Annotated in this window: 22 protein-coding genes and 1 other RNA gene; 14 read left to right on the forward strand and 9 right to left on the reverse strand. The window is 61.0% G+C overall.

Annotated elements, in window-relative coordinates:
- Positions 1 to 76 precede the first annotated feature (76 nt).
- Genes ligA through ABIE28_RS04370 form a run of 3 tightly spaced genes read left to right on the forward strand, consistent with a single transcriptional unit; the run spans position 77 to position 4071 of the window.
- Entirely contained in the window at positions 77 to 2287 is a 2211-nt protein-coding gene (gene ligA / locus ABIE28_RS04360; RefSeq protein ID WP_354060478.1) for an NAD-dependent DNA ligase LigA, read from the forward strand.
- 17 nt (positions 2288 to 2304) lie between these two features.
- Entirely contained in the window at positions 2305 to 3591 is a 1287-nt protein-coding gene (locus ABIE28_RS04365) for a hypothetical protein (RefSeq protein ID WP_354060480.1), read from the forward strand.
- A gap of 18 nt (positions 3592 to 3609) precedes the next feature.
- On the forward strand, positions 3610 to 4071 hold the full coding sequence (locus tag ABIE28_RS04370; RefSeq protein WP_354060482.1) for a DUF3828 domain-containing protein: 462 nt from the start codon (positions 3610 to 3612) through the stop codon (positions 4069 to 4071).
- Positions 4072 to 4141: 70 nt separating this feature from the next.
- On the opposite strand, the gene ABIE28_RS04375 is transcribed toward ABIE28_RS04370, so the two are convergent.
- The gene (locus ABIE28_RS04375; RefSeq protein ID WP_354060484.1) at positions 4142 to 5965 is read right to left on the reverse strand and encodes an aminopeptidase P family protein; all 1824 of its coding nucleotides are present in this window, start codon (positions 5963 to 5965) and stop codon (positions 4142 to 4144) included.
- 111 nt (positions 5966 to 6076) lie between these two features.
- Here ABIE28_RS04375 and ABIE28_RS04380 point away from each other — a divergent pair, with 111 nt between their 5' ends.
- Together ABIE28_RS04380 and ABIE28_RS04385 are read left to right on the forward strand one after the other, a co-directional pair.
- Positions 6077 to 6211 carry a hypothetical protein gene (locus tag ABIE28_RS04380; protein WP_354060486.1) on the forward strand — a complete coding sequence of 45 codons (135 nt, stop codon included), beginning with the start codon at positions 6077 to 6079 and terminating at the stop codon, positions 6209 to 6211.
- Between the two features lie 121 nt (positions 6212 to 6332).
- Positions 6333 to 6464 (forward strand): hypothetical protein, encoded by a 132-nt coding sequence (locus ABIE28_RS04385; RefSeq protein ID WP_263574796.1) that lies wholly within the window; start codon positions 6333 to 6335, stop codon positions 6462 to 6464.
- A 321-nt stretch (positions 6465 to 6785) separates the two neighbouring features.
- On the opposite strand, the gene ABIE28_RS04390 is transcribed toward ABIE28_RS04385, so the two are convergent.
- From ABIE28_RS04390 to ABIE28_RS04400, 3 genes are all read right to left on the reverse strand, one after another.
- Positions 6786 to 7658 (reverse strand): 50S ribosomal protein L11 methyltransferase, encoded by an 873-nt coding sequence (locus tag ABIE28_RS04390; protein WP_354060488.1) that lies wholly within the window; start codon positions 7656 to 7658, stop codon positions 6786 to 6788.
- Between the two features lie 103 nt (positions 7659 to 7761).
- Positions 7762 to 8274: a ClbS/DfsB family four-helix bundle protein gene (locus ABIE28_RS04395; RefSeq protein WP_354060490.1), complete on the reverse strand. Its 513-nt coding sequence runs from the start codon at positions 8272 to 8274 to the stop codon at positions 7762 to 7764.
- Between the two features lie 7 nt (positions 8275 to 8281).
- Positions 8282 to 10621: an ATP-dependent helicase gene (locus ABIE28_RS04400; protein WP_354060492.1), complete on the reverse strand. Its 2340-nt coding sequence runs from the start codon at positions 10619 to 10621 to the stop codon at positions 8282 to 8284.
- 203 nt (positions 10622 to 10824) lie between these two features.
- On the opposite strand from ABIE28_RS04400, the gene ABIE28_RS04405 reads away from it, so the two are divergent.
- The gene (locus ABIE28_RS04405; protein ID WP_354060494.1) at positions 10825 to 12984 is read left to right on the forward strand and encodes an esterase-like activity of phytase family protein; all 2160 of its coding nucleotides are present in this window, start codon (positions 10825 to 10827) and stop codon (positions 12982 to 12984) included.
- A 158-nt stretch (positions 12985 to 13142) separates the two neighbouring features.
- Positions 13143 to 16817 (forward strand): AsmA family protein, encoded by a 3675-nt coding sequence (locus ABIE28_RS04410; RefSeq protein ID WP_354060495.1) that lies wholly within the window; start codon positions 13143 to 13145, stop codon positions 16815 to 16817.
- Here the strand turns inward: ABIE28_RS04410 and ABIE28_RS04415 are convergent.
- The 3 genes from ABIE28_RS04415 to ssrA form a co-directional block, all read right to left on the reverse strand.
- Complete coding sequence (locus ABIE28_RS04415; protein ID WP_354060497.1) at positions 16798 to 17031, reverse strand: ribbon-helix-helix domain-containing protein; 234 nt, start codon at positions 17029 to 17031, stop codon at positions 16798 to 16800. The genes ABIE28_RS04410 and ABIE28_RS04415 overlap by 20 nt on opposite strands.
- A 10-nt stretch (positions 17032 to 17041) precedes the next feature.
- Positions 17042 to 17530, reverse strand: coding sequence for an SspB family protein (locus ABIE28_RS04420; protein WP_354060499.1), 489 nt, complete (start codon positions 17528 to 17530; stop codon positions 17042 to 17044).
- A 105-nt stretch (positions 17531 to 17635) separates the two neighbouring features.
- Positions 17636 to 17993, reverse strand: a transfer-messenger RNA (tmRNA) gene (ssrA, locus tag ABIE28_RS04425).
- A gap of 113 nt (positions 17994 to 18106) precedes the next feature.
- On the opposite strand from ssrA, the gene ABIE28_RS04430 reads away from it, so the two are divergent.
- Positions 18107 to 18925, forward strand: a complete 819-nt coding sequence (locus tag ABIE28_RS04430) for an alpha/beta hydrolase family protein (RefSeq protein ID WP_354060501.1) — start codon at positions 18107 to 18109, stop codon at positions 18923 to 18925.
- A 7-nt stretch (positions 18926 to 18932) separates the two neighbouring features.
- On the opposite strand, the gene ABIE28_RS04435 is transcribed toward ABIE28_RS04430, so the two are convergent.
- Both ABIE28_RS04435 and ABIE28_RS04440 read right to left on the reverse strand, forming a co-directional pair.
- Positions 18933 to 19172, reverse strand: coding sequence for a YdeI/OmpD-associated family protein (locus ABIE28_RS04435; RefSeq protein WP_354060503.1), 240 nt, complete (start codon positions 19170 to 19172; stop codon positions 18933 to 18935).
- Positions 19169 to 19567, reverse strand: coding sequence for a RidA family protein (locus tag ABIE28_RS04440; RefSeq protein WP_354060505.1), 399 nt, complete (start codon positions 19565 to 19567; stop codon positions 19169 to 19171). Before ABIE28_RS04440 ends, ABIE28_RS04435 begins: the two co-directional genes overlap by 4 nt.
- A gap of 156 nt (positions 19568 to 19723) precedes the next feature.
- On the opposite strand from ABIE28_RS04440, the gene ABIE28_RS04445 reads away from it, so the two are divergent.
- Genes ABIE28_RS04445 through ABIE28_RS04470 form a run of 6 tightly spaced genes read left to right on the forward strand, consistent with a single transcriptional unit; the run spans position 19724 to position 23526 of the window.
- Entirely contained in the window at positions 19724 to 20308 is a 585-nt protein-coding gene (locus ABIE28_RS04445; RefSeq protein WP_354060507.1) for a DUF1003 domain-containing protein, read from the forward strand.
- A gap of 9 nt (positions 20309 to 20317) precedes the next feature.
- Complete coding sequence (locus ABIE28_RS04450; protein ID WP_354060509.1) at positions 20318 to 21112, forward strand: thymidylate synthase; 795 nt, start codon at positions 20318 to 20320, stop codon at positions 21110 to 21112.
- Positions 21109 to 21429 (forward strand): nucleoside triphosphate pyrophosphohydrolase family protein, encoded by a 321-nt coding sequence (locus ABIE28_RS04455; protein WP_354060510.1) that lies wholly within the window; start codon positions 21109 to 21111, stop codon positions 21427 to 21429. Before ABIE28_RS04450 ends, ABIE28_RS04455 begins: the two co-directional genes overlap by 4 nt.
- 54 nt (positions 21430 to 21483) lie before the next feature.
- Complete coding sequence (locus ABIE28_RS04460) at positions 21484 to 22491, forward strand: DUF4424 family protein (protein WP_354060512.1); 1008 nt, start codon at positions 21484 to 21486, stop codon at positions 22489 to 22491.
- A 28-nt stretch (positions 22492 to 22519) separates the two neighbouring features.
- Positions 22520 to 23005 (forward strand): GNAT family N-acetyltransferase, encoded by a 486-nt coding sequence (locus tag ABIE28_RS04465; RefSeq protein WP_354060514.1) that lies wholly within the window; start codon positions 22520 to 22522, stop codon positions 23003 to 23005.
- Complete coding sequence (locus ABIE28_RS04470) at positions 23002 to 23526, forward strand: dihydrofolate reductase (protein ID WP_354060516.1); 525 nt, start codon at positions 23002 to 23004, stop codon at positions 23524 to 23526. Before ABIE28_RS04465 ends, ABIE28_RS04470 begins: the two co-directional genes overlap by 4 nt.
- The last annotated feature ends 39 nt before the right edge of the window (positions 23527 to 23565 follow it).

The raw sequence follows: 23565 nt of genomic DNA on the forward strand, positions 1-23565 counted from the left end.
CCTATCAGGGGGAGGCCAGGAGGGGGTATCCTCTAAAACCAAAACTCTTTCGGCCGAATATTATCCGAGACTTACAATGACCGATCTATCCAGCAAGCCCGTCGACGATCTGACCGAAGACGAAGCCAAGGTGGAGCTGGCGCGGCTGGCCGAAGCCATTGCCGCTGCTGACATCGCCTATCACCAGAATGACGCGCCGGAGTTGACCGACGCGGCCTATGACGCGCTCACCCGTCGCAACAGCGCGATCGAGGAGGCGTTTCCGGCCTTGGTGCGCGAGGATAGCCCGTCCAATTCCGTGGGCGCCCCGCCGGCCGAAGGCTTTGCCAAGGTTCGCCACGCCGTGCCGATGCTGAGCCTCGCCAAAGCCTATACCGATGAGGACGTGGTCGATTTTATCGAACGCGGTCGGCGTTTTTTCGAGCGCGATAAGGACCTCGATATCGCGTTCACGGCAGAGCCCAAGATCGACGGTCTCTCCGCCTCACTGCGCTACGAGAATGGAGTGTTCGTGCAGGGCGCAACGCGCGGCGACGGTACGGTGGGCGAGGACATCACCGCAAATCTGCGTACCATCAAGGACATTCCCGAAAAGCTGGCCGGTTCGGGCTGGCCGCAAAGCATCGAGATCCGCGGCGAGGTCTATATGACCTATGCGGAGTTCCAAGCGCTCAAGGCGCGCTCGGCGGCGGTTGGCGGGCAGGACTACGTCAATCCGCGCAACACCGCGGCTGGTTCGCTCCGCCAGAAGGATGCGTCGGTCACGGCCAGCCGAAACCTCCGGTTTTTTGCCTATGCCTGGGGCGCGACAACGGAAGATCCTGCGCCGACGCAATATGAAGCCGTGCAGAAGTTCGCCGAATGGGGCTTTCAGATCAGCCCACTGATGGTGCGGGCCAAGTCGGTCGATGAGCTGATTGCGCAGTACCGCAAGATCGAAGAACTGCGCTCCTCGCTCGGCTATGACATTGACGGCGTGGTCTACAAGGTCGATCAGCTTGAGCTGCAGCGGCGCTGGGGGTTTGTCACCGGCGAACCGCGCTGGGCCGTCGCGCACAAGTTCCCCGCTGAGCAGGCTACGACGGTCGTCAAAAAGATCGACATTCAGGTCGGCCGCACCGGCACGCTGGCGCCGGTGGCGCGGCTTGAGCCGGTGACGGTGGGGGGCGTGGTCGTCGAAAACGTCACGCTGCATAACGAGGACTATATCAAGGGCCTCGACAGCACCGGCCTGCCTATTCGCGAGGGGATCGACATCCGCATTGGCGACACCGTCGTCATCCAGCGGGCAGGGGACGTTATTCCCCAGATCGTGCGGGTAGTGCTCGAGAAGCGCCCGACCGATGCCGTGCCCTACGAGTTTCCGCATGAATGCCCGGTCTGCGGCTCGCCCGCGACGCGCGAGGTCAACGAGAAGACCGGCAAGGAAGACTCCCGCCGTCGCTGCACGGGCGAGCTGATATGTGCGGCTCAGGCAGTCGAAGGGCTGCGCCATTTCGTGTCGCGTGGGGCAATGGATATCGAAGGACTGGGCGCCGAGAATATCGACCTGCTTTTCAATGCCGGACTGGTCAAGACCGCCGCCGATATTTTCACGCTGAAGGATCGTCGTGCCGACGTCACGCGCGCCATGGCGGCGCGCCGCGAGGAACAGGCCAAGCTTCGCGAAGCTGCTTCGGGCAAGACACGCAAGAATGTGCGCAGCGTCGAAGACCGCAACTACGAAGGGCTCGACAAGCTTTTTGCCGCCATCGATGCCCGGCGCGAGCCTGAGCTGGATCGCTTCCTTTTCGCGCTTGGTATTCGCCATATTGGGGAAACGACGGCGGCCGTATTGGCCCGGACGTTCTCGACCATGGAAGAGCTGATGCGGGTCGGCAAGGAAACGGCCGCTGCCGAGGACCCGACCAGTGTATTCCCGTCGGTGGACGGCATTGGCGGCACGGTGATTGATGCGTTGGTCGATTTTTTCGGCAACGAGCGCAATGACGATGTGCTCGATGCGCTGCTGATCCAGGTTCACCCCAAGCCCTATATCGTCAGCGTTTCCGCCGACAGCGTGGTGGCTGGCAAGACCGTGGTGTTTACCGGCTCGCTCGAAAAAATGTCACGATCCGAAGCCAAGGCTATGGCCGAGTGGCTGGGGGCGAAGGTCGCGGGATCGGTATCGGCCAAGACCGACATTCTGATCGCGGGCCCGGGTGCCGGGTCAAAATTGAAATCGGCCGAAGCGCTCGGGGTGGAAGTGATCACCGAGGACGAGTGGTTCGAACGGGTCGGCAAATAGCATTGGGAGAGAACGCCATGAGGAAGCTTTTCGGATTGGCGTTCGCCATAGCCTTGCTGCCGGCCGTCGCGCAGGCAGGCGAGGCCAGCGATGCCGCTGTCGCCCACCTTTATGCCGGCACGGCGGCAGACGGCATCGCGGCGGCCACGACGGCTTGCGAAGCGGACGGCGAGGATGCCTGCTTCGGGCTGGGCCTGCTTACACTGGTGACGGCGTATGAAGGGCTGGCGCAGAACCTTTATCGCTATGGGGCCGTCCAACCCGGCAATTCGCCTGCCGCACTGCTGTTTGGTTTGGATTTTGGCGATGGCACGACACCGGCAAACCCCAAGCCGGAGCAGCTGACCTATCCCGTGCTGCGGCAGGTGCTGGACGATTTCGTGACCGATATCGATGGTGCGAGGACCCATTTTGAGAAGGCCGCCATCTCGGGCGACTACGTCATCACCGTCGATCCATTGCGGGTGAGCATTGATTTCAATGGCGATGGCAAGGTTGATCCCGGCGAAACGCTTGGCGCCCTGCTGGCTTCGCTTGGCGAACTTGGCGAGGGGCCTTTCCCGCTCGAACCTGCGCCTGGGCATAAGACCAAGATCAAACCGGGGGCAGCGAAGCCCGACACGACAATCGGCTTTGATAGTGCGGATGGCTATTGGTTTGCGGGTTACACTCAGATTGTCGCGGCGCCAATTGACCTTATGCTGGCACACGATTTTACTGCCTTCTACGACGCTTATCTGCATCGGGTTTTTCCAAAGTCAGGCCTGCCGCTGGGCGACTACACGACGGGCGGGATATTGTTTCTTGATGGGGATAGCGACGCCGGCATTGCCGATATGATCGCTGCCGTGCACACGCTGAAATTTCCCGTGACCGATGCGGAGCGACTGGCCGGCGTGCTCGACCGTCTCAAGCGGATTTCGGCGTTGTCGCGGTCGAACTGGGAGGCGATCGGCGCGGAGACCGACGACAATCGCGAACTGGTGCCATCGCCGAAGCAAACCTCGATCATTCCGGACATGCATGTCACCGACGAAACCGTCGCTGCCTGGATGGCAACGCTCGATACGCTGGATGAGGTGTTCGCCGGACAATTGCTGATCCCCCATTGGCGGTTCAACAAGGGATTTGATCTCAAGGCCTATTTCGAAACGGCGACCGAGACGGACCTGGTTCTGCTCATCACCGGTTCAGGTGCGCTGCCCTATCTCAAGGATGGCCCTGTTGCGAATGCCGAAAGCTTTGCCGAGGGCAATCGCGTATTTGGGGCCGACTGGCTCAACTACGCCTTCTGGTTCAACTGATTCTCTGTGGAGTTTTTCATGCGCGTCGTCACCATAGCCACCGGCCTGTTTCTGGCGTTCGCCAGCACCAGCTTTGCCCAGCCGTTTTCGGACCCCTATGACCTGCTGGAGGCGTTCTATCAGCCTTATTTCGATGGCGAGTTCCCGGCCGATGAGAGCGAGTTTCGCTCTTCCGACCTGCAGGCGCTCTATGATCGGGACGCCGAAATCACGCCAGAAGGCGAGATGGGCGCTCTGGGCTTCGACCCCTATGTCGATGGGCAGGACTATGAGCTGACCGACTTCGAGATCGGCGCGCCCGGGATCGCCGGCGACTATGCGTCGTCAACCGTGACGTTCAAGAATTTTGGCGAGCCACGCAGCCTGACGTTTGAAATGGTGCGTGAAGATGGTGGCTGGAAGATCGATGACGTCGTGTCCGAGAACCCGGACAATGAATACCGGTTGTCGGATATTTTCGGCGAAGCTGACGCAGAGTAAGGGGATACCCCCACCTGACCTCCCCCTGATAGGGGGAGGGATGGATCGAGTTCTTGGCTCTACTCCTGCACTAAACCGCAGACGTCGCGCCCTTCAGCCAGTCCTTGACCGAACCCGCCACCTTCGGGCCGATTTCGTCCCAGACGCTTTGGTGATAGGCGTCGAGCCAGGCTTTTTCACTGACGGTCAGCAGCGCGGTGTCGATCAGACGCTTGTCGATGGGGGCCAGGGTCAGCGTTTCAAACTGTAGGTAGCCGGGGAATTTGGCGCTTTCGACGACAGTGATCAGGTTTTCGATGCGGATGCCGTATTCGCCCGCCTTGTAGTAACCGGGCTCATTGGAGATGACGTTACCGACCTCGAAAGGGGCTGTGTAGCGCGAGGCGATGCCGACCGGGCCTTCGTGCACGCCCAGATAGGCGCCGACGCCGTGGCCGGTGCCATGGTTGTAGGTGACGCCGTCCTGCCAGAGGAACTGGCGCGCCAGAATGTCGATCTGCCCCCCGGTGGTGCCTTTGGGGAAGATAGCCGTGGAAATGGCGATCATGCCTTTGAGCACGCGGGTGTAGCGGTCGCGCTGCTCTGGCGTTGAGGAGCCAGTCGAGATTGTGCGCGTGATGTCGGTGGTGCCAGACAGATATTGCGCGCCGCTATCGACCAGCATGATGTCGCCGGAGTGCAGGGTGCGGTCGGTCTTTTCGGTGACGCGGTAGTGGACGATGGCGCCGTTGGCGCCCGCGCCAGAAATAGTATCGAAGCTGGCGTCGACACAGGTTTCCTCTTCGCGACGGAAGGCTTCGAGCGCCGTGACGATGGCGATTTCGGTGAGTTCGCCCTTTGGCGCTTCGGCATCGAACCAGGCGAGGAATTTGGCCAGCGCCACGCCATCGAGATGATGCGCCTCTCGCATGCCGGCCAGTTCGGCGGCGTTCTTGCGCGACTTGGGCAAGAGGACCGGATCGCGCTTTTCGATCAGCGTTGCGCCTGCATCTTTCAGGGATACAGCGACGGCTTCCGGGGCGGTTGCGGGGTCGATCCAGACGACCTTGGCGGCTTTGCCCAAGGCGACGAGCGCATCGGCGAGGTTGATGCTGGCATCGATCCTGGCGACGCCATCGAGTGCCTTGGTCAGCTCCTCGGTGATCTTGGCCGGCTCGAGATAGAGCGTCGGCGCGCCGGTGGCGGGCACAATGGCAAAGCCGAGGACGAAGGGCGTGTTGGGCACGTCGCGACCGCGCATATTGAGCAGCCAGCAGATGGATTCGGGCAGGGTGAGCACCGTCGCGTCGGCGTGGTCTGCGATGAGTGCGGCCTGAATTTCGGCGATCTTTTCGTTGGCCGTGCGCCCGGCGCGATTGTGGCCGAGGAATTCGATTGTCGAGACGGGTGCGCCCGGTCGGTCAGCCCAGACGCTGTCGACGAGATTGGGGCTGGCGACCAAGGAGGCGTGACCATCGAGCAGCTTTGCCGTGTCGCGGATTTCGCCGGGCGTGTGCAGCCATGGGTCGTAGGCCACGGTGCCGCCTTCGCGGATGAGCGACTTGGATTCGGCATTAAGGCCGCCGCGATCGGTTTCGATGACGGTGATCAGGTTGGTATCGGTCTGTGCGGGAGCCTGCAGCGTGTAGCGGCTATCGACGAACAGGCCGGCTTTGTCGGTGCCGATCAGCGCCAGCCCGGCCGAGCCGGTAAAGCCGGTGACATAGGCCAGCCGAGCTTCGCTTTCGGGCACCGATTCGCCGCGATGCGCGTCGGCGCGCGGAATGAGGAATCCATCGACACCAGCCTTGGCCATGGCACCGCGCAAGGCGGCCAGACGCGGCGCGACGTTCTTTTTGTCGGCCTTGTCCTCAAAGCTCTGGAACACGGTGGCGGGGAAATTTTGGGCGGTCATCGAAGCAATCCTGACGCTGAGGTGCGCTGTGGTCATGGCTGGCGTGCTGTGCCGGGCATAGCAAATCGCCGCTAACACCCTAACTTAGCTGCGTAATCAAGGAGAGCGAAAATGGCACAGGACAAGAATTTCATCGTACGGGCTTTTGACGCTCTGGTTGCCGGCCGCGAACGTGAAGCCAAGCGCTATGTCGAACGCTTCGAGCGCAGCTATGGCAAGGCCGATAGCAAATTAACGAAGCGGTAACGGGGCTTGCGAGTCTTGCAGGGCTGGGTTGACCAATCAGGCCTAACCAAACTTGTCAGGCAAGACTACATAGAGCGTGACGGGGGCAATAGACCGTCGTCAAACGTGCATGGAGAATGAAATGACTGAGAGCAAAAACGATTTCCGCAAGGCCCTGGGTTCCGTCATCGACGCCCGTGGTCGTGAATCGAGCCGCCAGGTCAGCTATCGCATGCAGCACCAGCTGATCGGCGCGTTTACAAAGCGCCCGTAAGGCCGCTGCAGTTTACTGCTGACGATCTGACGATCCCCGGAGCATGCTTCGGGGATTTTGCTTTTCTGGGGTGTTTAGAAGAACGCTCGGTGCGGCTATCACCTCGCCCCTCAGGGGAAGAGGTCGGCGCGCAGCGCCGGGTGAGGGGTGAAGTGGTTCTGCATCCACTCCCTTTGCAGCATGGCAGTGCCAAGCTGCCTTATATTTTTCACTGCGAGATCGCACCCCTCACCCTAGCTTCGCCAGGTCGCTACGCTCCCGGCTTCGCTGCCCTCTCCCCTGAGGGGCGAGGGGACGATGGGGTGAGACTCAGGTGATGGCTTAGCGCTTTTCGAGAACCAGGGTGGTCCAGTCTTTACGCTTGAGGTGATCGACCAGCGTCAGGCCCGCAGCCTGATAGGCACCGATGACGCCGTCGGCCTGGGTGTTGAGAATGCCTGACAGGATGATCGTGGCGCCGGGCTGGGCGATGTTGGCCATGCCGGGCGCGAGTTCGGTCAGTGGGCCGGCCAGAATATTGGCAACGAGCAGATCATAGGGGCCACGCGCGACGATATCGGGGTGGTCGAGGCCTGTGGCTTCTAGGGCGCCGATCTGGTCGGCAACGCCGTTCTGTTCGGCATTTTCAATCGTCGTGACGACAGCGATAGGGTCGATATCGGTGGCCAGCACCTTGCCGGGGATGCGCTTGGCGATGGCGATGGCCAGAACGCCGGTGCCGGTGCCGACGTCGATCATCGCCGTTGGCTGCTTGACCTTGAGCAATGCGTCTATCGCTTCGAGGCAACCTGTAGTGGTTTCGTGGTGGCCGGTGCCAAAGGCCTGCGCGGCGTCGATGCGCATCGGTGTCAGGCCTTCGGGGATAGGCGAATTTTCGTCGTGGCTGCCATAGACGTAGAAACCGCCGGCGATGACCGGTGCAAGGCCTTCCAGCGACTTGGCGACCCAGTTGATTTCGGGATCAATTGGCGCGACGGAGAAGTCGACGACGCCGCCAAGAGTTTGGCGCGCCAGTTCGGCAAATGCCTCAACGTCCGGCGGGCTTTCGCAGGTCGCTTCAAAGAACCATTCGCCGGTTTCTTCGTTCTCATGCGCCGAGGCGGTCAGCGCCAGATCGTCACGCTCCATGACGGCATCGACCAGGGCATAGGCCTGTTCCTTGGTGAGCGGGGCAGACAGCTGATCGACGGACATGGGCATACCTCAGGTTTGCCGCCTAGTTGCGCCAAGAGCTCCGCGCCGTCAATCTGACTTATCCTCGCAGCAGGGAGGCATTGGGGAAATCAGTGGTCGGCAATCAGCGCAGCCCCTGCGCCTTTTTCCATTTGCGTAGGCGCGCCAATGCATTGGAATAGGGCGATGAGGTGTTGAACTGGATCATGCGGCCCATGGTGTACTTTTCGTACCAGGGCGCGCCGTAGAGTTCGACGTCATCATGGCTTTCGATGAGGGCCACGATGCCGGCCTTGGCGTCGGCGAAACGTTGCAGCAGTTCTGGCAGGGTCAGGTCGGCGTAATCGGCGTAGAACTTTTGCGCCAGTTGGCCGAGCTGGTTCCATTTGAAGCCCGTTTCGGGGAAATCGACAACCAGCCCATCACGCTGGCGGGCGTGCCACTTCAGCACCAACTCGTTCCAGCCGATGAGATAGGCGACAAGGTCGCGCACGCTCATTTGCGTGTTTTGCATATGCCCATCGAGGGTCTGTTCGCTCGCGCGATCCTCGGGAATACTGGCCAGCTCCTTGGCCAGCTTGGCATAGGTGGTGTCGATGGCCGTGAGTAGTTCGGCCTTGTTCTGCGGCACAGCCATGGAGCGATCAGGCCTTCTTGATGAAGCTTTCGAGAACCTTTTTGCGGCCGGCTTTTTCGAAGTCTATGGTCAGTTTGTTGCCTTCGATATCGGTAATGGCGCCGTAGCCGAATTTGAGGTGGAAGACGCGTTCGCCCATGCCGAAGGCGGATTTGTCGTTGCCGAGGTCCACCGAGCGCGCCACCAGGTCGCCGTCGATGGTCAGCGGGCCGCCACCCTTGCGGCTGGCCTGCTGGGCGCGGGCGCGCTGCCAGCCGGGCGTTTCGTAAACGCTCTCGAATGGGTCGGCTTTGTTGAAGCGACTGGTGGCGCCGCCGCCATAGCCGTAACCGCCATAGGATGAGCCAGTGTCCTTGACCTCGACGGCATCGGCGGGGAGTTCATCGAGAAACCGCGATGGAATGGCTGACTGCCAGAGGCCGTGGATGCGGCGGTTCTGCGCGGCGGAAATGCGAACGCGCTTGCGGCCACGGGTGATGCCGACATAGGCGAGGCGGCGCTCTTCTTCGAGGCCGGCGCGGCCGCTTTCATCCATCGAACGCTGGCTGGGGAAAGTGCCTTCTTCCCAACCGGGCAGGAAGACGGTGTTGAACTCCAGTCCCTTGGCGCCGTGCAGGGTCATGATGGTGACAGCATCAGCTGCATCGGCGCTATCGCGGTCCATGACGAGCGAGATGTGTTCGAGGAAGCCGCCGAGGGTGTCGAAATCCCCCATGGCGCGGCTGAGTTCCTTGAGGTTTTCCTTGCGACCTTCCGATTCCACCGATTTGTCGGCGCTGAGCATGTCGGTATAGCCGCTCTCTTCGAGGATCTGCTCGACGAGTTCGAATGGCTTCATTGAGGCGGAGCGGAACGCCCAGTCTTCGAACTGGCCGACAAGGCTGCCCAAAGTCGTGCGCTGCTTGGGCTTGAGTTCTTCGGTTTCAAGCAGCAGGCGTGTCGCGGCCAGCAGGGGCATGTTCTGGTCCCGCGCCGTTTCCATCAGCATTTTGACCGTGGCGTCGCCAATGCCGCGCTTGGGCACATTGATAATGCGCTCGAAAGCCAGGTCGTCAGCAGGCTGGGCCACGAGGCGGAGATAGGCCAGAGCGTCGCGGATTTCCTTGCGCTCGTAAAAGCGCGGGCCACCGATGACGCGGTAGTTAAGGCCGAGGGTGATGAACCGCTCTTCGAATTCGCGCATTTGGAACGAGGCGCGGACCAGGATTGCCATTGAGTTGAGGCTGTCGCCGTCGCGCTGATATTGCTCGATCTCGTCGCCGACGGTGCGCGCTTCTTCTTCGCTGTCCCATAGCTGGGTGACAGAGACCAGTTCGCCCGTTTCGCCGACATCGGTCTGCAGCGTCTTGCCGAGGCGGCTTTCGTTGAAGGCGATGATGTTGGAGGCGGCCTTGAGGATGTTGGAAGTCGAGCGGTAATTGCGCTCGAGCTTGATCACCTTTGCGCCCGGAAAGTCCTTTTCGAAGCGCAGGATGTTGTCGACCTCGGCGCCGCGCCAGCCATAGATCGACTGATCGTCGTCACCCACGACGCAGATATTGGCTTCGCTGGCGGGCTTGCCCTGCGCTAGCAGGCGCAGCCACAGATATTGAGCGACGTTGCTGTCCTGATACTCGTCCACCAGCATGTATTTGAACTTGCGGTGGAATTCGGCCAGCACGTCCGGGTTTTCCTTGAACAGCCGGATGCATTCGAGCAGCAGGTCGCCGAAATCGGCGGCGTTCAGCGATTTGAGGCGAGCCTGATAGTCTGCGTAAAGCTTGGAGCCGCGACCATTGGCATAGCTGCCGCTATCGGCGGGCGACACGTCCTTGGGCAGCAGGCCCTTGTTCTTCCAGCCGTCCATCATGTTGGCGAAGAGCTTGGCGGGCCAACGCTTCTCGTCGATATTGTCGGCCGCGAGCAATTGCTTGATCAGGCGGATCTGATCGTCGGTATCGAGGATGGTGAAAGAGCTGGTCAGCCCCACCAGCTCGGCGTGTTGACGCAGGATGCGAGCGCCGATCGAGTGGAAAGTGCCCATCCACGGCATTGCCTCAAGGCGCGGCACCAGCTTTTCGATACGCTCCTTCATTTCCCGCGCGGCCTTGTTGGTAAAGGTCACCGACAGGATCTGGGAGGGCCAGGCGCGGTTGGTATTGATAATGTGGGCAATGCGGGTGGTCAGCACACGCGTCTTGCCTGTGCCGGCGCCCGCGAGCACCAGCAGCGGGCCATCGATGCTGACGACCGCATCGCGCTGTTCTTCATTGAGGCCGCTCAGATAGTCAGGCGTCTGGTTGCGCTTGAACTGGCCGGTAATGGCGCCCGCAGTCGGGCGGTCGAGTGGGTGGGGTTCACCGGACATAAAAGGCCTTTCCATCGCGGCATCCGGGGCAGGGACGCTCTGCGCGGGCATTGACGAATCTTATTTTGTTCTCATCGGCAATATAGGCATTGGGCCGCGCGGTGTATAGAACGCCGCGCTGTCACCGATCCGTCATATCTGCGTCATGGGACTGTTGTGCGGCAGCCCTACGGAAATGCACGATTTCCCACGGGGCTTCCTTCATGAACACGACAAAACTTCTGACCGCGCTGACCGCCGCGCTGCTGGCCACAACTGTTTCGGCCAATGCCGCAGAACACTTCAACCGCATTGCCAGCTTTCCTGTCGCGCTGAACAGCCCCGAGGCTGAGGCCACCTCTTCGGAAATCATCACCGCGACCGAAGACGGAATGACCCTGATTTATTCGGACAGCCCGGCTGGCGGCATCGGCTTTGTCGACATCACCGACGCCAAGGCACCGGCGCCCAAGGGTTTCCTGTCGCTCGATGGCGAGCCGACCTCGGTCACCGTGATCGGCGACAAGGCCTATGTCGGCGTCAACACCTCCGAGAACTTTACCAATCCTTCGGGCAAGCTGTCTGTGGTCGATATTGCGACGCAGAAGGTCGAAGACGAATACGATCTGGGCGGCCAGCCTGACTCGGTGGCGCACAATGCTGCTGGGACGCTGGTGGCTATCGCGATCGAAAACGAGCGCGACGAAGAACTCGGCGACGGCGGCATTCCACAGCTGCCCGCCGGTTTTGTTGTGATCTTTGACGTTGCCGCCAAGTCGCTCAAGACGGTTGAACTGACCGGTCTCGCATCGGTTGGTGCCGAGGACCCGGAACCGGAATTCGTCGATTTCAACGAGAATGACGAGATCGCCGTCACGCTGCAGGAAAACAACTACATCGCCATCATCGATGGCAAGAGCGGTACGGTCACGGGTGGTTTTGATGCCGGCACGGTGTCGCTGGCCGATGTCGACACCAAGAAGGACGGCGCGCTGCGTTTCACCGGCAAGCAGGCCGACGTGCCGCGCGAGCCAGACGCCATCAAGTGGCTCGATGCCAACCGCCTCGTCATCGCCAATGAAGGCGACTGGAAGGGTGGCACGCGCGGCTTCACGATCTTCAATCGTGACGGCACCGTGTTGTTCGACTCGGGCAATGCGCTTGACTACAACGCGGCGCAGCTCGGTCACTATCCCGACCACCGTAACAAGAAGGGCGTCGAGCCAGAAGGTCTGGAAGTCGCGAGCTTTGGCGGCCAGCAGTACATTTTCGTGGCCGAAGAGCGTTCGTCGTTGATCGCGGTCTACAAGGATACCGGCGCTGAGCCAGAATTCGTGCAGTCGCTGCCTTCGGGCATTTCGCCTGAAGGTCTGGTTGCCATTCCAGCACGCAATCTGTTGGCAACGGCCAATGAAGTCGACCTGCGCGCCGATGGCGGCGTGGGCAGCCACGTGATGCTCTATGAACTGGCTGAAGGCCCAGCCAACTATCCGCAGCTGATTTCCGACCTTGATGCCGATGGCCGTCCGATTGGCTGGGCCGCGATTTCGGGTGCCGTGGCCGATGCTGAAAAGCCGGGTATTCTCTATGCGGTCAGCGACAGCGTGCTGTCGGCGGAGCCTGCCATTTACACGATCGATGCGACCAGCCAGCCGGCCCGTATCACAGCCAAGACCATCATCACCCGCGGTGGAGATGCGGCCCAGAAACTGGACCTCGAAGGCATTACATTGGACGGCAAGGGCGGCTTCTGGCTCGCCTCGGAAGGCGATAGCGCCAAGCTGACGCCACATGCGCTCTACAATGTCGATGCTGACGGCAAGATCATTGCCGAAGTCGCGCTTCCTGACGAGTTGACCGCAAACGCCGTGCGCTTCGGTGCTGAAGGCGTGACCCGCATCGGCGAGGGCGACGACACGACGTTGTGGGTCGCCATCCAGCGCGAATGGAAGGACGATCCCAAGGGCCAGGTGAAGCTTTTGAGCTACAAGCCTGCCACCAAGGAATGGGGCGCCGTTGCCTATCCGCTCGAAACCCCGGCTGAAGGCGCCTGGGTTGGGCTGTCGGAAATCACCGCGCATGGCGACTACATCTATATCGTCGAGCGTGACAACCAGATCGGCGACAAGGCCAAGCTCAAGGCGCTCTATCGCGTGCCTGTGGCCGACCTCGTGGCCGCCAAGTTGGGCACGGAATTGCCGGTTGTCTCCAAGGAACTGGTGCGTGACTTCATCCCCGACCTCAAGGCCAGCAACGGCTATATCGTCGACAAGGTCGAGAGCTTTGCCATTGATGCGGCCGGCAATGGCTTCGTGATCACCGACAATGACGGCACCTCGGACAGCTCTGGCGAGACGCTGTTTTGGACCATCGGCGCGCTTTAGGCGCTGCCAACACCAACAATGCGCGGCCGGTCCTTCGGGGCCGGCCGTATGCTTTTGATGTCACTGCTGGAACTGTCGTGTATTCAAGGCAATAGCGGACTTGCGCGACACACGTGCATGCCTACACTCTGCCGCGCAAAATTGGATAGACCAGTGCAGTGCTGAACCGCATTTACATCGTCGTTGGACTGCTCGCCATCGTGGTGCTCGCGGGCGCGTTTATCGTGCCCTATTTCATCCAGTGGAGCGATTATCGCGGCCGGATGGAAGAGCTGGCAACGAGCGTTTTGGGTACGCCGGTGACGGTGCGCGGCGATATCGAGTTTACCCTGCTGCCCCAGCCGCGCCTGCATTTCAACGATGTGTTGGTGGGTTCGCCTGAGGAGCCCGCGGCGACGGTCGATAGCGTCGAAGCTGAATTTTCGCTGATGGACTTCCTGCGCGACAATTACACTGTGACCAGGCTGATCCTGCAGGGGCCGGTCATCGACTTCACCATCGACGATAGCGGCTTTTTCGGCAGCGGCGTCAGCGTTGACGGTGCAAATGGCGCGGTCGGGCTCGGGCAGGCGACCATCGTTGATGCCACCGTGCGCTTGATGGATCATCGATCAGGCGAGAACTTCGTGGCCGAAAAAGTCAGCGGCGAATTGCGGTTGTCGAGCTTTAGCGGCCCGTTTTCATTCCAGGGCACAGGCTCCTATCGCGACACGCCCTATAGCCTGCGCTTTAATTCCGGTGTGGCGGGCAGCAACGGCGCTTCGCGGACGTCGGTTTTCCTGCAGCCGCAATCGGGCGCGTTCTCATTCTCGCTCGATGGCGCGCTGACGCCGGGCATGGCGCCCAAATTCGAAGGCGATATGGTCTATCGGCAAAAGCCGGTCGTGACCGATGTGGCCACCGACATTCGCGGCGATATGGTGGTCGAGAGCAAGGTCACCGGTTCGACCGACCGGATCGTTCTGACCGGCTATACCCTGCGCCCGGACGAGAACCGCGCCAGCACGCGCCTGACGGGAGCGGCCAGTATCCAGCTTGGCCATGATCGCAGTTTTGATGCGGTGGTGTCCGGCGGCGTGTTTTCCCTGCCGCCGCGCGACGTCAATGAAGATACGTCCACCCAGCCCTATGAAATCATACGCCTGCTGACCGAATTGCCCCCCCCGATCATTCCGCCGATGGCGGGCCGGGTTGGCGTCGATCTGGCTGAAATCGGCCTGCGCGGCGTGGCGCTGCGCAATGTGCGGATGGACGCCAATTTTGACGGCAAAGACTGGCAGGTGCAGCAGTTCATCGGGCAATTGCCGGGCGACACGGAAGTGCGCGCCAGCGGCGAAGTCAGCCGCCAGGACAATCGCCCGGCGTTTCATGGTCAGGTTTCGATCTCCAGCAACCGGCTGGATGGTTTGGCCCAGATATGGCGCAAACCGGGCGAGGATTCGCCGCTGTTTAATGTGCCCGGTTCGCTGAGTGGTCGCGTCATGCTGGCGGGCGATGCGTTCGGGCTGGTCAATGGCGTGCTGACGCTGAACCAGAAGCCGCATGGGCTCGAAATTCGTCTGGGCTTTGGTGATGAGAAACGGCTTGACGTGGTCGGGCATTTTGATGCGCTGAGCACCGGTGATAGCGCGGTCCTCGCGGCGCTGATCCCCGATGTTGCGGGCGAGAACGCCTTTGCCCTGAGCTTTCCCGAGGGCAGTTTTTCCTTCACTGCCAATAGCGCGACTGTCTACGGGCTGGATGGAACGGGTCTGGTCGCCGAAGGGCAATGGATGGCTAGCGGCGTGCGTCTGTCGCGTCTCGGCGCGACGGAATGGGGCGGCGTTGGCGTCAATGCGTCGGGCAAGGTTTCGGGCTCGCTGAGCGATCCAACTCTTTCGGGCATGGGCACGGTCAGCATCGCATTGGGCACCGCACCGGCCTTGCAGCGGTTCTACAATCTCTATGGCACGCCGACCGCCTGGCGCGATTATCTGGCGCGGTCGGCTCCGGCTAGCATCCACTTCGATATCGGCGATCGCAATAGCGAGGGCGGCCAGCTTGTGACGCTGGATGGCGATCTGGGCACGGCGGCGCTCAACCTGCGGGCGGAACTGAGCTCGGGCCTGTTTGGTATCACCACCGCGCCACTGCGGATTACCGGGGCGCTGGAATCGAGTGATGTCGATGCGCTGAGCGAGCAGATCGGTTTTGGTGAGACGCCGATATTTGATGGCGATGGCTCGATGCTGGTGAGCTTTGGCCTTGAGGGCACGGCGACCAACAGTCTGGCGTCCAATCTGACCGCCAGCCTTGGCGAGGAAAGCATCAGCTTTTCCGGCAATCTGCTGACCGGGCCGAACAGCGAAATCCAGGGCGATGGCACGCTCGATGTTGCGCTGGGCGATGCGGGTGGTTTGGGGACGATCATTGGCGCCCGAGGGCTCAGCCTGCCCATGGCCAAGGGCACCGGCAAGCTGCATTTTGAGGGTGAGCGTCTGGCACGCCTGACCGAGATCGTCGGCAAATCGGGCGACACTGCTTTTACCGGCGAAGTATCGCTGTCGCGCACCGGCACGACGGCCGCTGTGGCGGGCACGATCGCCGTGGATTCAGTATCGGTTGAGGGGCTTGCTGCGACGTTGTTTGGTCCCGCCGCGCTGGTCGGCCAGACCTCTGCCTGGCCGCAAGGCCCGATCTCGCTCGGCGACACCACGCGGCGTACGCGCGGCACGGTTTCGGTGACGGCCGGCAGCGTCACAGCCGCTGGTGTCGAACGTTTGGGCAAGACAAGTTTTGAGCTCAACTGGGATGAGACCAGAATCCGGCTGGCGCGGTTTGAAGCCGCTGTCGGTCAGGGCAAGCTGGGGCTTGATGTGGCCGTGTGCTGCAGTGGTCCGCTCTCTGACAAGACGATCAGCGGGCGCATGACGCTGGACGCTGTGCCCGTCGCGACAATCGCGCCGCCTTCGGTGGCTGGGGGCCTTGATGGCGTTCTGGGTGGCGGTGCGCGGTTTGAAGGCAGCGGCGCGAGCCTTGCCGAGGTTTTTGCCGCGATGACGGGCGAGGGCAATTTCACCCTGGCTAATCTGACGGCGCAGCGCCTGTCGCCGACGGTGTTCCCGACGGTGGCGGGGCTCGACGATGTATTGAACACGGCCGCCCAAGACCTGAGCAGCATCATGAGCGTTGCGCTCGGGCAGGGGGCGTTCACCGCGCCGACGACAGCGGGGGCGTTCACCATTGCCGGTGGCGTGTTGCGGCTGGCCAATGTGATGATCGACGGAAATGGTGCGGCGCTGTCGGGTGGCCTCAACATTGCGCTTTCGACGCTGGGCCTTAATGGCAGCTTCGTCATGGCGCCAAAGAATGTCGACGATGCCAGCGGTCTGATTGGTGGCGACAATTCGCGGATTATCGCCGGCGTCACCGGCACCGTGACGAGCCCGGTTGTGACAGTCGATCTCGATGAGATGGTTGCGGCAGTGTTGTTGCGGGCCAATGAACTCGAACTCGACCGGCTTGAAGCCTTGCGTGCTGAGGACGCCGAGCGGCAGCGGGCAGCGGCGGAAGAGCGGAACCGGTTGATCGATGAGCAGCGCCGTCGCGCGGCTGAGGAAGCCGCTCGTGTGGCCGCGCAAGAGGCGGCTCGTCTTGCAGCGGAGCAGGAGGCGCAGCGGGTCGAGCAGGAGAGGCAGTTGCAGCTTCAGCTCCAACAGCAGCAACAGGCGCCAGTAGCACCGCCGACGGCCCCAGCACCCGTTCAGCCGCTGCCATCAGGAGCGCTCGATCTGGGACTGCCGCCGGCGCCACCGCCGGGCAATACGATGATTTTTACTCAACCGCAGTTTTAGTCGGCGCATCCAACCGGGTCTGATACCAGCGCAGCACGGCAAGCCGTGCGGCCGACGACAGATTTGTCGTGGCGCGGTTCTGGTCAATGTCGCGGATAAGGCCGGCCATGGTCAGGCCGTTGGCGGTCGCCATGGCTTCAAGCGCCTGCCAGAATTCCGGCTCAAGCGCGATGGATGTGCGGTGGCCTGCGATGGACAGGGAGCGCTTGTCCATCAGCGTTATGTCAGGGCTTCTTGCGGAAGGCGTCGAGGCTGACGACCTTTTCGCCTGGCTTCTCGTCTTCGGTTTCGGTGCTGGCCGCGACGGTTTCAACCGTCTCGTCCGCTTCGGCCTCAACAGCTGCTGCGCCGGGGGCGGTGGCTGGATCGAACTGCAAGCCAAACTGCACCGATGGATCAAAGAACCCTTTGACCGCCGAGAAGGGGATCACAAGTGTTTCGGGGATGCCATCGAAGGACAGGCCGACTTCAAAGCCGGTTTCGTTGACCTTGAGGTCCCAATACTGGTTTTGAATGACGATCGTCATTTCCTTGTCGTACTGGCCAAGCAGTTTCTCGCTCAGGCGCACGCCAGGGGCGCGGGTCACGAAGGAAATAAAGAAGTGGTGTTCGCCCGGCAGCCCGGTCTTGGCAACTTCGCCGAGCACCTTGCGGACGACGCCGCGCAGGGCTTCCTGGGCGAGAATGTCGTATCGCATGTGATCTTCGGCCATCGGTAACCTTCCAGTCTGGGGCATCGAATCCCTAACGGCCCATATCAGCCTCACGTTCCGTGAGATTTCAAGGCCAAAGGCACGTGAAGACGATGTTTCGAGTTAGGTACAGGCTTCTGTTGCCAGGTGCCTGCGAACCCCGCCTGTCACCCGGCTAGGGGTGGAGGACTTAATTTCCCAATGCTAGCGCTGCTTACGCGGCGAGAGCGACTGGAGCCTTATTGTTGTCATTTGCAACTATAAGTTTCGGACCGATAACGGTGGTACCTCACCGAGCAAAAGCACACCCTTTACGCCCTCGTCGATCCTGTTTCGCCCCCATTGGCTGCCCGTAAAAGCGGGAAGATGGTGGAGGCGCCGGGTACTGCCCCCGGGTCCGAAAGGTTTATTACGATGACAATTTATCGCCATAGCTCTTGCGAGCACGTCATATATAGAACGGTCGGCCCGAAATGCAAATGGGGTGGGGGTAAAATGAGGGTGGATAGACCAGCGTCGCCTCAAGCTTTTTTCCGTCTTGGTTCCCTCATTGGAGTGTTGCTCGCGGTTGCGCCAAGCGCTTTTGCAGACGAGACAATGCTTAGGCCAGACGGCAGCGAGCTCAGCTATCGCCTTGATATTCCAGAAGGGACCGGGAAGGTTCCGCTTGCGGTGATCGCGCAGGGATCAGGTTGTGTTGGAGCACGCAGTAGTGTTGCTGTCCGGACGGTGACGTCCGCTTTTGCACCCATGGCAACGCTGACGGTGGAGCAGTATGGGGTTCTGCCCGGCGACGATGGCTCTGTGGCATGCTCGGCCGATTTTGCGTCCCACGCTCTGATGAGCCAGCGTGTTGCTGACTATGAGCAGGTTATCAACGGTCTGGGTGAAGCGGCCTGGTGGAGCGGCGAACTCGTGCTGTTCGGCGGTTCCGAAGGTGGACTGGTCATGGCACGACTGGCGCCTAGAGTGGAGGCGGATGCAGCCATCCTGCTTTCTACCGCGCCCGGCGTGTCGTTTGATCAGATCGTTCTTTCAAATGTTCCGCCCGAAGGACACGAGACCGTGCGTGGCCTTTTCGAGCGCGCACGCAACGCGCCCGATAGCGACGAAAAGTTCAGTGGCTACACGTTCCGGTTCTGGGCCGACGCTATAGCGGTTACGGCGGTGGACGAGATGCTGTCCTCCTCCACCCAGTTTTTGGCCATTCACGGCGGCAAGGACCCGGTTCCTGTCGACTATTCCCGCGTCGCTGCAGACCGTTATTCGGATGCTGGCCGGTGCGAGCTCACCTATTGGGAGTTCCCCAATTACGGGCACGGGATGGAGGATGCGGCGGGCACGTCGCATATGGCAGCTGTTGCAGCGGCTGCGGTCGGCTGGGCATCGGCGCGACTAGCGGCACCGGGTTGCTGAAACCAGCTCAGCCGTTCCAGCGCATCTTCATATAGGCGTCGCCTGCCTCCAGTTCGGACAGCATCTGCTCGAGGTGCTTGCGTTTGGTTTCGTCGCGTTTGGCCTTGTTGATCCACAGCAGGTAGTCGTTGCGCTGATAGGGTGGGCGTGCGTCGTATCTGTCGCGCAGGCCACGGGCCTCCAGCGCCTCGCGCACGAAGTCGGGCATGTCTTCGCGCTTGCGGAGGGGACGGAGGACGGGGCTCATTTGAAGACGGCCATGGCCTCGATTTCGATCAGCACATCGGGATTGGCAAAGGCGGCGACGCTGAGAACCTTGACCGTCGGTGGATTGGTCCGGTCGCCCCAGAGCCGCGCCCAGGCGCCGAATGCCGGGCGCAGGTCTTGCCCGGCGGCGATGTAGACCGAGGTGCTCACCAGATCGCCGATATCTGCACCGGCTGCTTCCAGCACTTTGACGAGATTTTCCAGCGCCTTTTCGGCCTGCTTGGCAATGTCGGTCTTGTCCGCCACCTGACCATCGGGGCCGACGCCATTCTGGCCGCCGATCAACAGGGTGCGGCAGCCGGCGGGCAGGATGATGCCCTGCGAAAAGACCGGGCTTTTGTGCATTCCTTCGGGATTGATATACTCAATCGACATGATAGCTCCTCCTGTGTCGAGACATCGGTAGTCGATACTGGTGCCAGTGGTTGTCAGCAGCGCTTACGGTATTCACCTACCGGCGTCCCGTCACATTCTACATCGGCAGCGCAGGTTTGCAGAGTGTAAGGTGGATCACCAGCGATGAGTGACACCATGACCGACACAAGCTCTGCAAAAATGATCGACGCCGCCGAACGCTTTCTGGGCAAGGGGGAGGCGGCACTGACCGAACTGGAACGCGATGTGCTCGACCGCGCCATCAACAAGCGCTCGCTGTCGGCGGACCCCAGCGAACTGTTCGACGAGAAATCGACCTTCGGGCAGCGACTGGCCGATGGCGTGGCCACGTTTGGTGGCTCGTGGACATTCCTTATCTGTTTCGGCGTCGTACTGTTGGCCTGGGTCGGCACCAATCTGTTGATGATGCGCGAGGCGCCGGACCCTTATCCGTTCATCTTCCTCAACTTGCTGCTGTCGATGCTGGCGGCGGTGCAGGCGCCAGTCATCATGATGAGCCAGAACCGGCAGGCGGCCAAGGATCGGCTGGTGACCAGCCATGACTATGAGTGCAATCTCAAGGCCGAGATCGAAATCATGGCGTTGCACGACAAGGTCGACCAGATGCGCAATGACGATCTGAAGTTCCTTGTCGCCAAGCAACAGGAGCAGATCGATCTGCTGACACGTCTGGTGAAAAGTCAGGTCGCGGTTGCGGCGGTCGCGCCCGAATCGAATTAGGGTGGCGCCATGCAGCCCTACCTAAAACTCCTCTCCGACATTCTCGAAAACGGCGCCGACAAGGCCGACCGCACCGGCACCGGCACGCGCTCGCTGTTTGGCTACCAGATGCGGTTCAATCTGGCAGAGGGTTTCCCGCTGCTGACGACCAAGAAGCTGCACCTCAAATCCATCGTTTATGAACTGCTGTGGTTCATTCGCGGCGAGACCAATGTGCGCTGGTTGCAGGAGCATGGCGTCAAGATCTGGGACGAGTGGGCTGACGAAAATGGCGACCTCGGCCCGGTTTACGGCTCGCAGTGGCGCAGTTGGCCGGCGCCGGATGGGCGCAAGATCGACCAGATCGCCAATGTGATTGAATCCATCCGCACCAAGCCGGATTCGCGTCGCCATATCGTTTCAGCCTGGAACCCGGCTGAAGTCGATGAAATGGCGCTGCCGCCGTGCCACTGCCTGTTCCAGTTCTATGTGGCGAACCGCAAGCTGAGCTGCCAGCTCTATCAGCGCTCTGCCGACACCTTCCTCGGCGTGCCGTTCAATATCGCGTCCTACGCGCTGCTGACCCATATGGTCGCGCAGGTGACCGGGCTCGAAGTGGGTGATTTCGTCCATACGTTCGGCGATGTGCACCTCTATTCGAACCATTTCGAGCAAGCGAAGCTGCAGCTGACGCGCGAGCCACGGCCGCTGCCGACTCTCAAGATCAATCCCAACGTCACGGCGCTGGAAGACTTCGTGTTCGAGGACTTCGAATTCGTCGGCTACGACCCGCATCCCCATATCAAGGCCGCTGTTTCGGTATGAGCCGAACGCTGTCCGCACTCGCGCCGCTGGTTGCCGAGGTATCGGACACCTACGCGTTGCGCAACGATATTGCGCGGGACGATGACTGGTATCTGCTCAAGCTCCAGGAGGAGTTGGGCGAACTCAGCGCTGAATATCTCAAGCTCACCGGACGAGGGCGCCTCAAAGGCGCTGCGCCGGGCGAAATCCGTCAGGCTCTGGAAGACGAGGCGGCGGACGTGCTGGCCATGCTGCTACTGTTTGCGCGCAACAACGACATCGATCTCGATGCGGCGCTGGAGCGCAAATGGTTCCAGTATCTGGGCCGAACGGGCTGATATTCGCCAGCGAGCGCATGTGCTAGAAGACGCACAACCAATTTGGAGGACGGAATGAGGTTTGCACTGGTAGCCGGAATGCTGCTGGCCAGCGGGTCGGCCTTTGCCAATGACACGTCGGCCGTGCTGACGACGGGCGGGCTGGAATTCATCACCAATCAGGACATCGTCATGGCCAGCGAAGAGCTGTTCATTTCGACCGAAGAAATCCGCGTGGTCTATGAATTCCGCAATGACGGCAAAGAGGACCAGAACATTCTGGTGGCCTTCCCGATGCCAGACATCGTGCCGGACTTCTATTCCCCGGTGTCGTTCCCGACCGGTCCGGACGACAATCTGTTTGAGTTCAAGACCACCTTCAATGGCGTCCCGGTCGACGCGACGCTGCATGAATATGCCTTTTCGCATGGCGTAGATCGGTCCGACGTCATCAGGGAACTGGGCCTGCCCATCGTGCCGATCAACGAGGCTGCGACGAATGTTGCCGATAGCCTCGACGACGCAACCATTGCGCGCCTGCTGCATCTGGGTCTGCTGTCGCCAGACGAGTATGACGTCGGCAATGGCATGGAAAAGCACTACTACCCATCCTGGACTTACAAGGCGACATACACTTGGGAAGGCAATTTCCCGGCTGGCGAAACGGTCAAGGTCGAGCATCGCTATAAGCCAAGCGTTGGTGGCACTGTCGGCGTGAGCTTTTTGGGCGAACCCTTCGAGGGTTACGATCCGGCCGCCGAGTACCGGACCAAATATTGCACCGACGAAGCCTTCATCAAGACGGTTCGCGGCACGCTGACCAATCCCGAAGAGCCTTGGTCGGCGCCGTTTTACGAGAGCTGGATTTCCTACATTCTCACCACCGGCGGCAACTGGGGCGGCAATGGCATCGAGAAGTTCCGCCTCGTTGTCGACAAGGGCAGCACCGACAATCTGGTGTCGTTCTGCGGCGATGACGTCAAGAAAATCGGGCCGACCACGTTCGAAATGGTCAAGACCGATTTCTGGCCGGAGGACGAGCTCAACATCCTGATCCTCGACCGCCAGCCGGCCTACCAGTAGCGAGCCCCGACACAGTGGATTTGAGAATATGAAGGATGGCCTGACCATCCGCCCTGCAACTGCGGCCGATGCAGGCCTGATCATCGGCTTCATCGTGGCGCTGGCGGAGTATGAAAAGCTCAGCCACGAGGCCAAGGCGACCGAGGCGGATATTGTGCGCGACCTGTTTTCGGCCAATCCCAAGGTGTTTTGCGAGATTGCCGAATGGCAGGGCAAGCCGGTCGGCTTTGCGCTCTGGTTTTACACCTATTCGACCTTCCAGGGGCGGCACGGCATCTGGCTGGAAGACCTTTATGTCGATCCGTCCCTGCGCGGGCAGGGGATCGGCAAGCAGTTGCTGGTCGATCTGGCGCGGCGTTGCGTTGCCGAGGACCTCGGCCGGTTCGAGTGGTGGGTGCTCGACTGGAACGAGCCGTCGATCAACTTCTACAAATCGCAGGGCGGCGTCATGCAAGACGAATGGACCAAAGTTCGCGTCGATGGCGATGCGCTGGCGAAGCTGGGGGCAGTATGACCATCAAGATCGCCATGATTGCCGCCGTCGCCGACAATGGGGTGATCGGCGACGCGCAAACCATTCCGTGGCGTATTCCATCGGACTTCGCCTGGTTCAAGCGCACGACGCTCGGCAAGCCGATCGTGATGGGCCGAAAGCAGTTTGAAACGGTCGGAAAACCGCTGCCCGGACGCACCAATATCGTCATCACACGCCAGCCCGATTACCAGCCCGAGGGCGTTTTGGTGGTCCATAGCGTCGAAGACGCGCTCGGTCAGGCGCTAAAAATCGCAGAAAATGATGGCGTTGACGAAATCATGATCATCGGCGGCGGCGAGCTTTACGCGCAACTGATGGACCGCGCCGACAGGCTCTATGTTAGCCATGTAGATCTGAGCCCTAAGGGAAATGTCCGCTTTCCGGCGATCGATGAACAGCAATGGACTGTGGTCGATCTGCCCGAGGTGACACCCTCGCCCAAGGATGAAGCGGGCTACCGCGTCAAAGTGTACGCACGTCGTAAAGACTCCGCGCATTGATCGCAGCGGCCGCTTGCCTATATATGTCGACAACGAAAA

It is taken from the genome of Devosia sp. 2618, from assembly GCF_040546815.1.
Lineage (GTDB): Bacteria > Pseudomonadota > Alphaproteobacteria > Rhizobiales > Devosiaceae > Devosia.

Coding starts and splice junctions, on each gene's coding strand:
- ABIE28_RS04455 (WP_354060510.1), top strand. CDS start 21,109: ATGAGCCGAACGCTGTCCGCACTCGCGCCGCTGGTTGCCGAGGTATCG.
- ABIE28_RS04460 (WP_354060512.1), top strand. CDS start 21,484: ATGAGGTTTGCACTGGTAGCCGGAATGCTGCTGGCCAGCGGGTCGGCC.
- ABIE28_RS04385 (WP_263574796.1), top strand. CDS start 6,333: ATGACTGAGAGCAAAAACGATTTCCGCAAGGCCCTGGGTTCCGTCATC.
- ABIE28_RS04400 (WP_354060492.1), bottom strand. CDS start 10,621: ATGTCCGGTGAACCCCACCCACTCGACCGCCCGACTGCGGGCGCCATT.
- ABIE28_RS04380 (WP_354060486.1), top strand. CDS start 6,077: ATGGCACAGGACAAGAATTTCATCGTACGGGCTTTTGACGCTCTGGTT.
- ABIE28_RS04445 (WP_354060507.1), top strand. CDS start 19,724: ATGACCGACACAAGCTCTGCAAAAATGATCGACGCCGCCGAACGCTTT.
- ABIE28_RS04370 (WP_354060482.1), top strand. CDS start 3,610: ATGCGCGTCGTCACCATAGCCACCGGCCTGTTTCTGGCGTTCGCCAGC.
- ligA (WP_354060478.1), top strand. CDS start 77: ATGACCGATCTATCCAGCAAGCCCGTCGACGATCTGACCGAAGACGAA.
- ABIE28_RS04420 (WP_354060499.1), bottom strand. CDS start 17,530: ATGGCCGAAGATCACATGCGATACGACATTCTCGCCCAGGAAGCCCTG.
- ABIE28_RS04405 (WP_354060494.1), top strand. CDS start 10,825: ATGAACACGACAAAACTTCTGACCGCGCTGACCGCCGCGCTGCTGGCC.
- ABIE28_RS04415 (WP_354060497.1), bottom strand. CDS start 17,031: ATGGACAAGCGCTCCCTGTCCATCGCAGGCCACCGCACATCCATCGCG.
- ABIE28_RS04440 (WP_354060505.1), bottom strand. CDS start 19,567: ATGTCGATTGAGTATATCAATCCCGAAGGAATGCACAAAAGCCCGGTC.
- ABIE28_RS04395 (WP_354060490.1), bottom strand. CDS start 8,274: ATGGCTGTGCCGCAGAACAAGGCCGAACTACTCACGGCCATCGACACC.
- ABIE28_RS04465 (WP_354060514.1), top strand. CDS start 22,520: ATGAAGGATGGCCTGACCATCCGCCCTGCAACTGCGGCCGATGCAGGC.
- ABIE28_RS04450 (WP_354060509.1), top strand. CDS start 20,318: ATGCAGCCCTACCTAAAACTCCTCTCCGACATTCTCGAAAACGGCGCC.
- ABIE28_RS04390 (WP_354060488.1), bottom strand. CDS start 7,658: ATGTCCGTCGATCAGCTGTCTGCCCCGCTCACCAAGGAACAGGCCTAT.
- ABIE28_RS04470 (WP_354060516.1), top strand. CDS start 23,002: ATGACCATCAAGATCGCCATGATTGCCGCCGTCGCCGACAATGGGGTG.
- ABIE28_RS04435 (WP_354060503.1), bottom strand. CDS start 19,172: ATGAGCCCCGTCCTCCGTCCCCTCCGCAAGCGCGAAGACATGCCCGAC.
- ABIE28_RS04365 (WP_354060480.1), top strand. CDS start 2,305: ATGAGGAAGCTTTTCGGATTGGCGTTCGCCATAGCCTTGCTGCCGGCC.
- ABIE28_RS04430 (WP_354060501.1), top strand. CDS start 18,107: ATGCTTAGGCCAGACGGCAGCGAGCTCAGCTATCGCCTTGATATTCCA.
- ABIE28_RS04375 (WP_354060484.1), bottom strand. CDS start 5,965: ATGACCGCCCAAAATTTCCCCGCCACCGTGTTCCAGAGCTTTGAGGAC.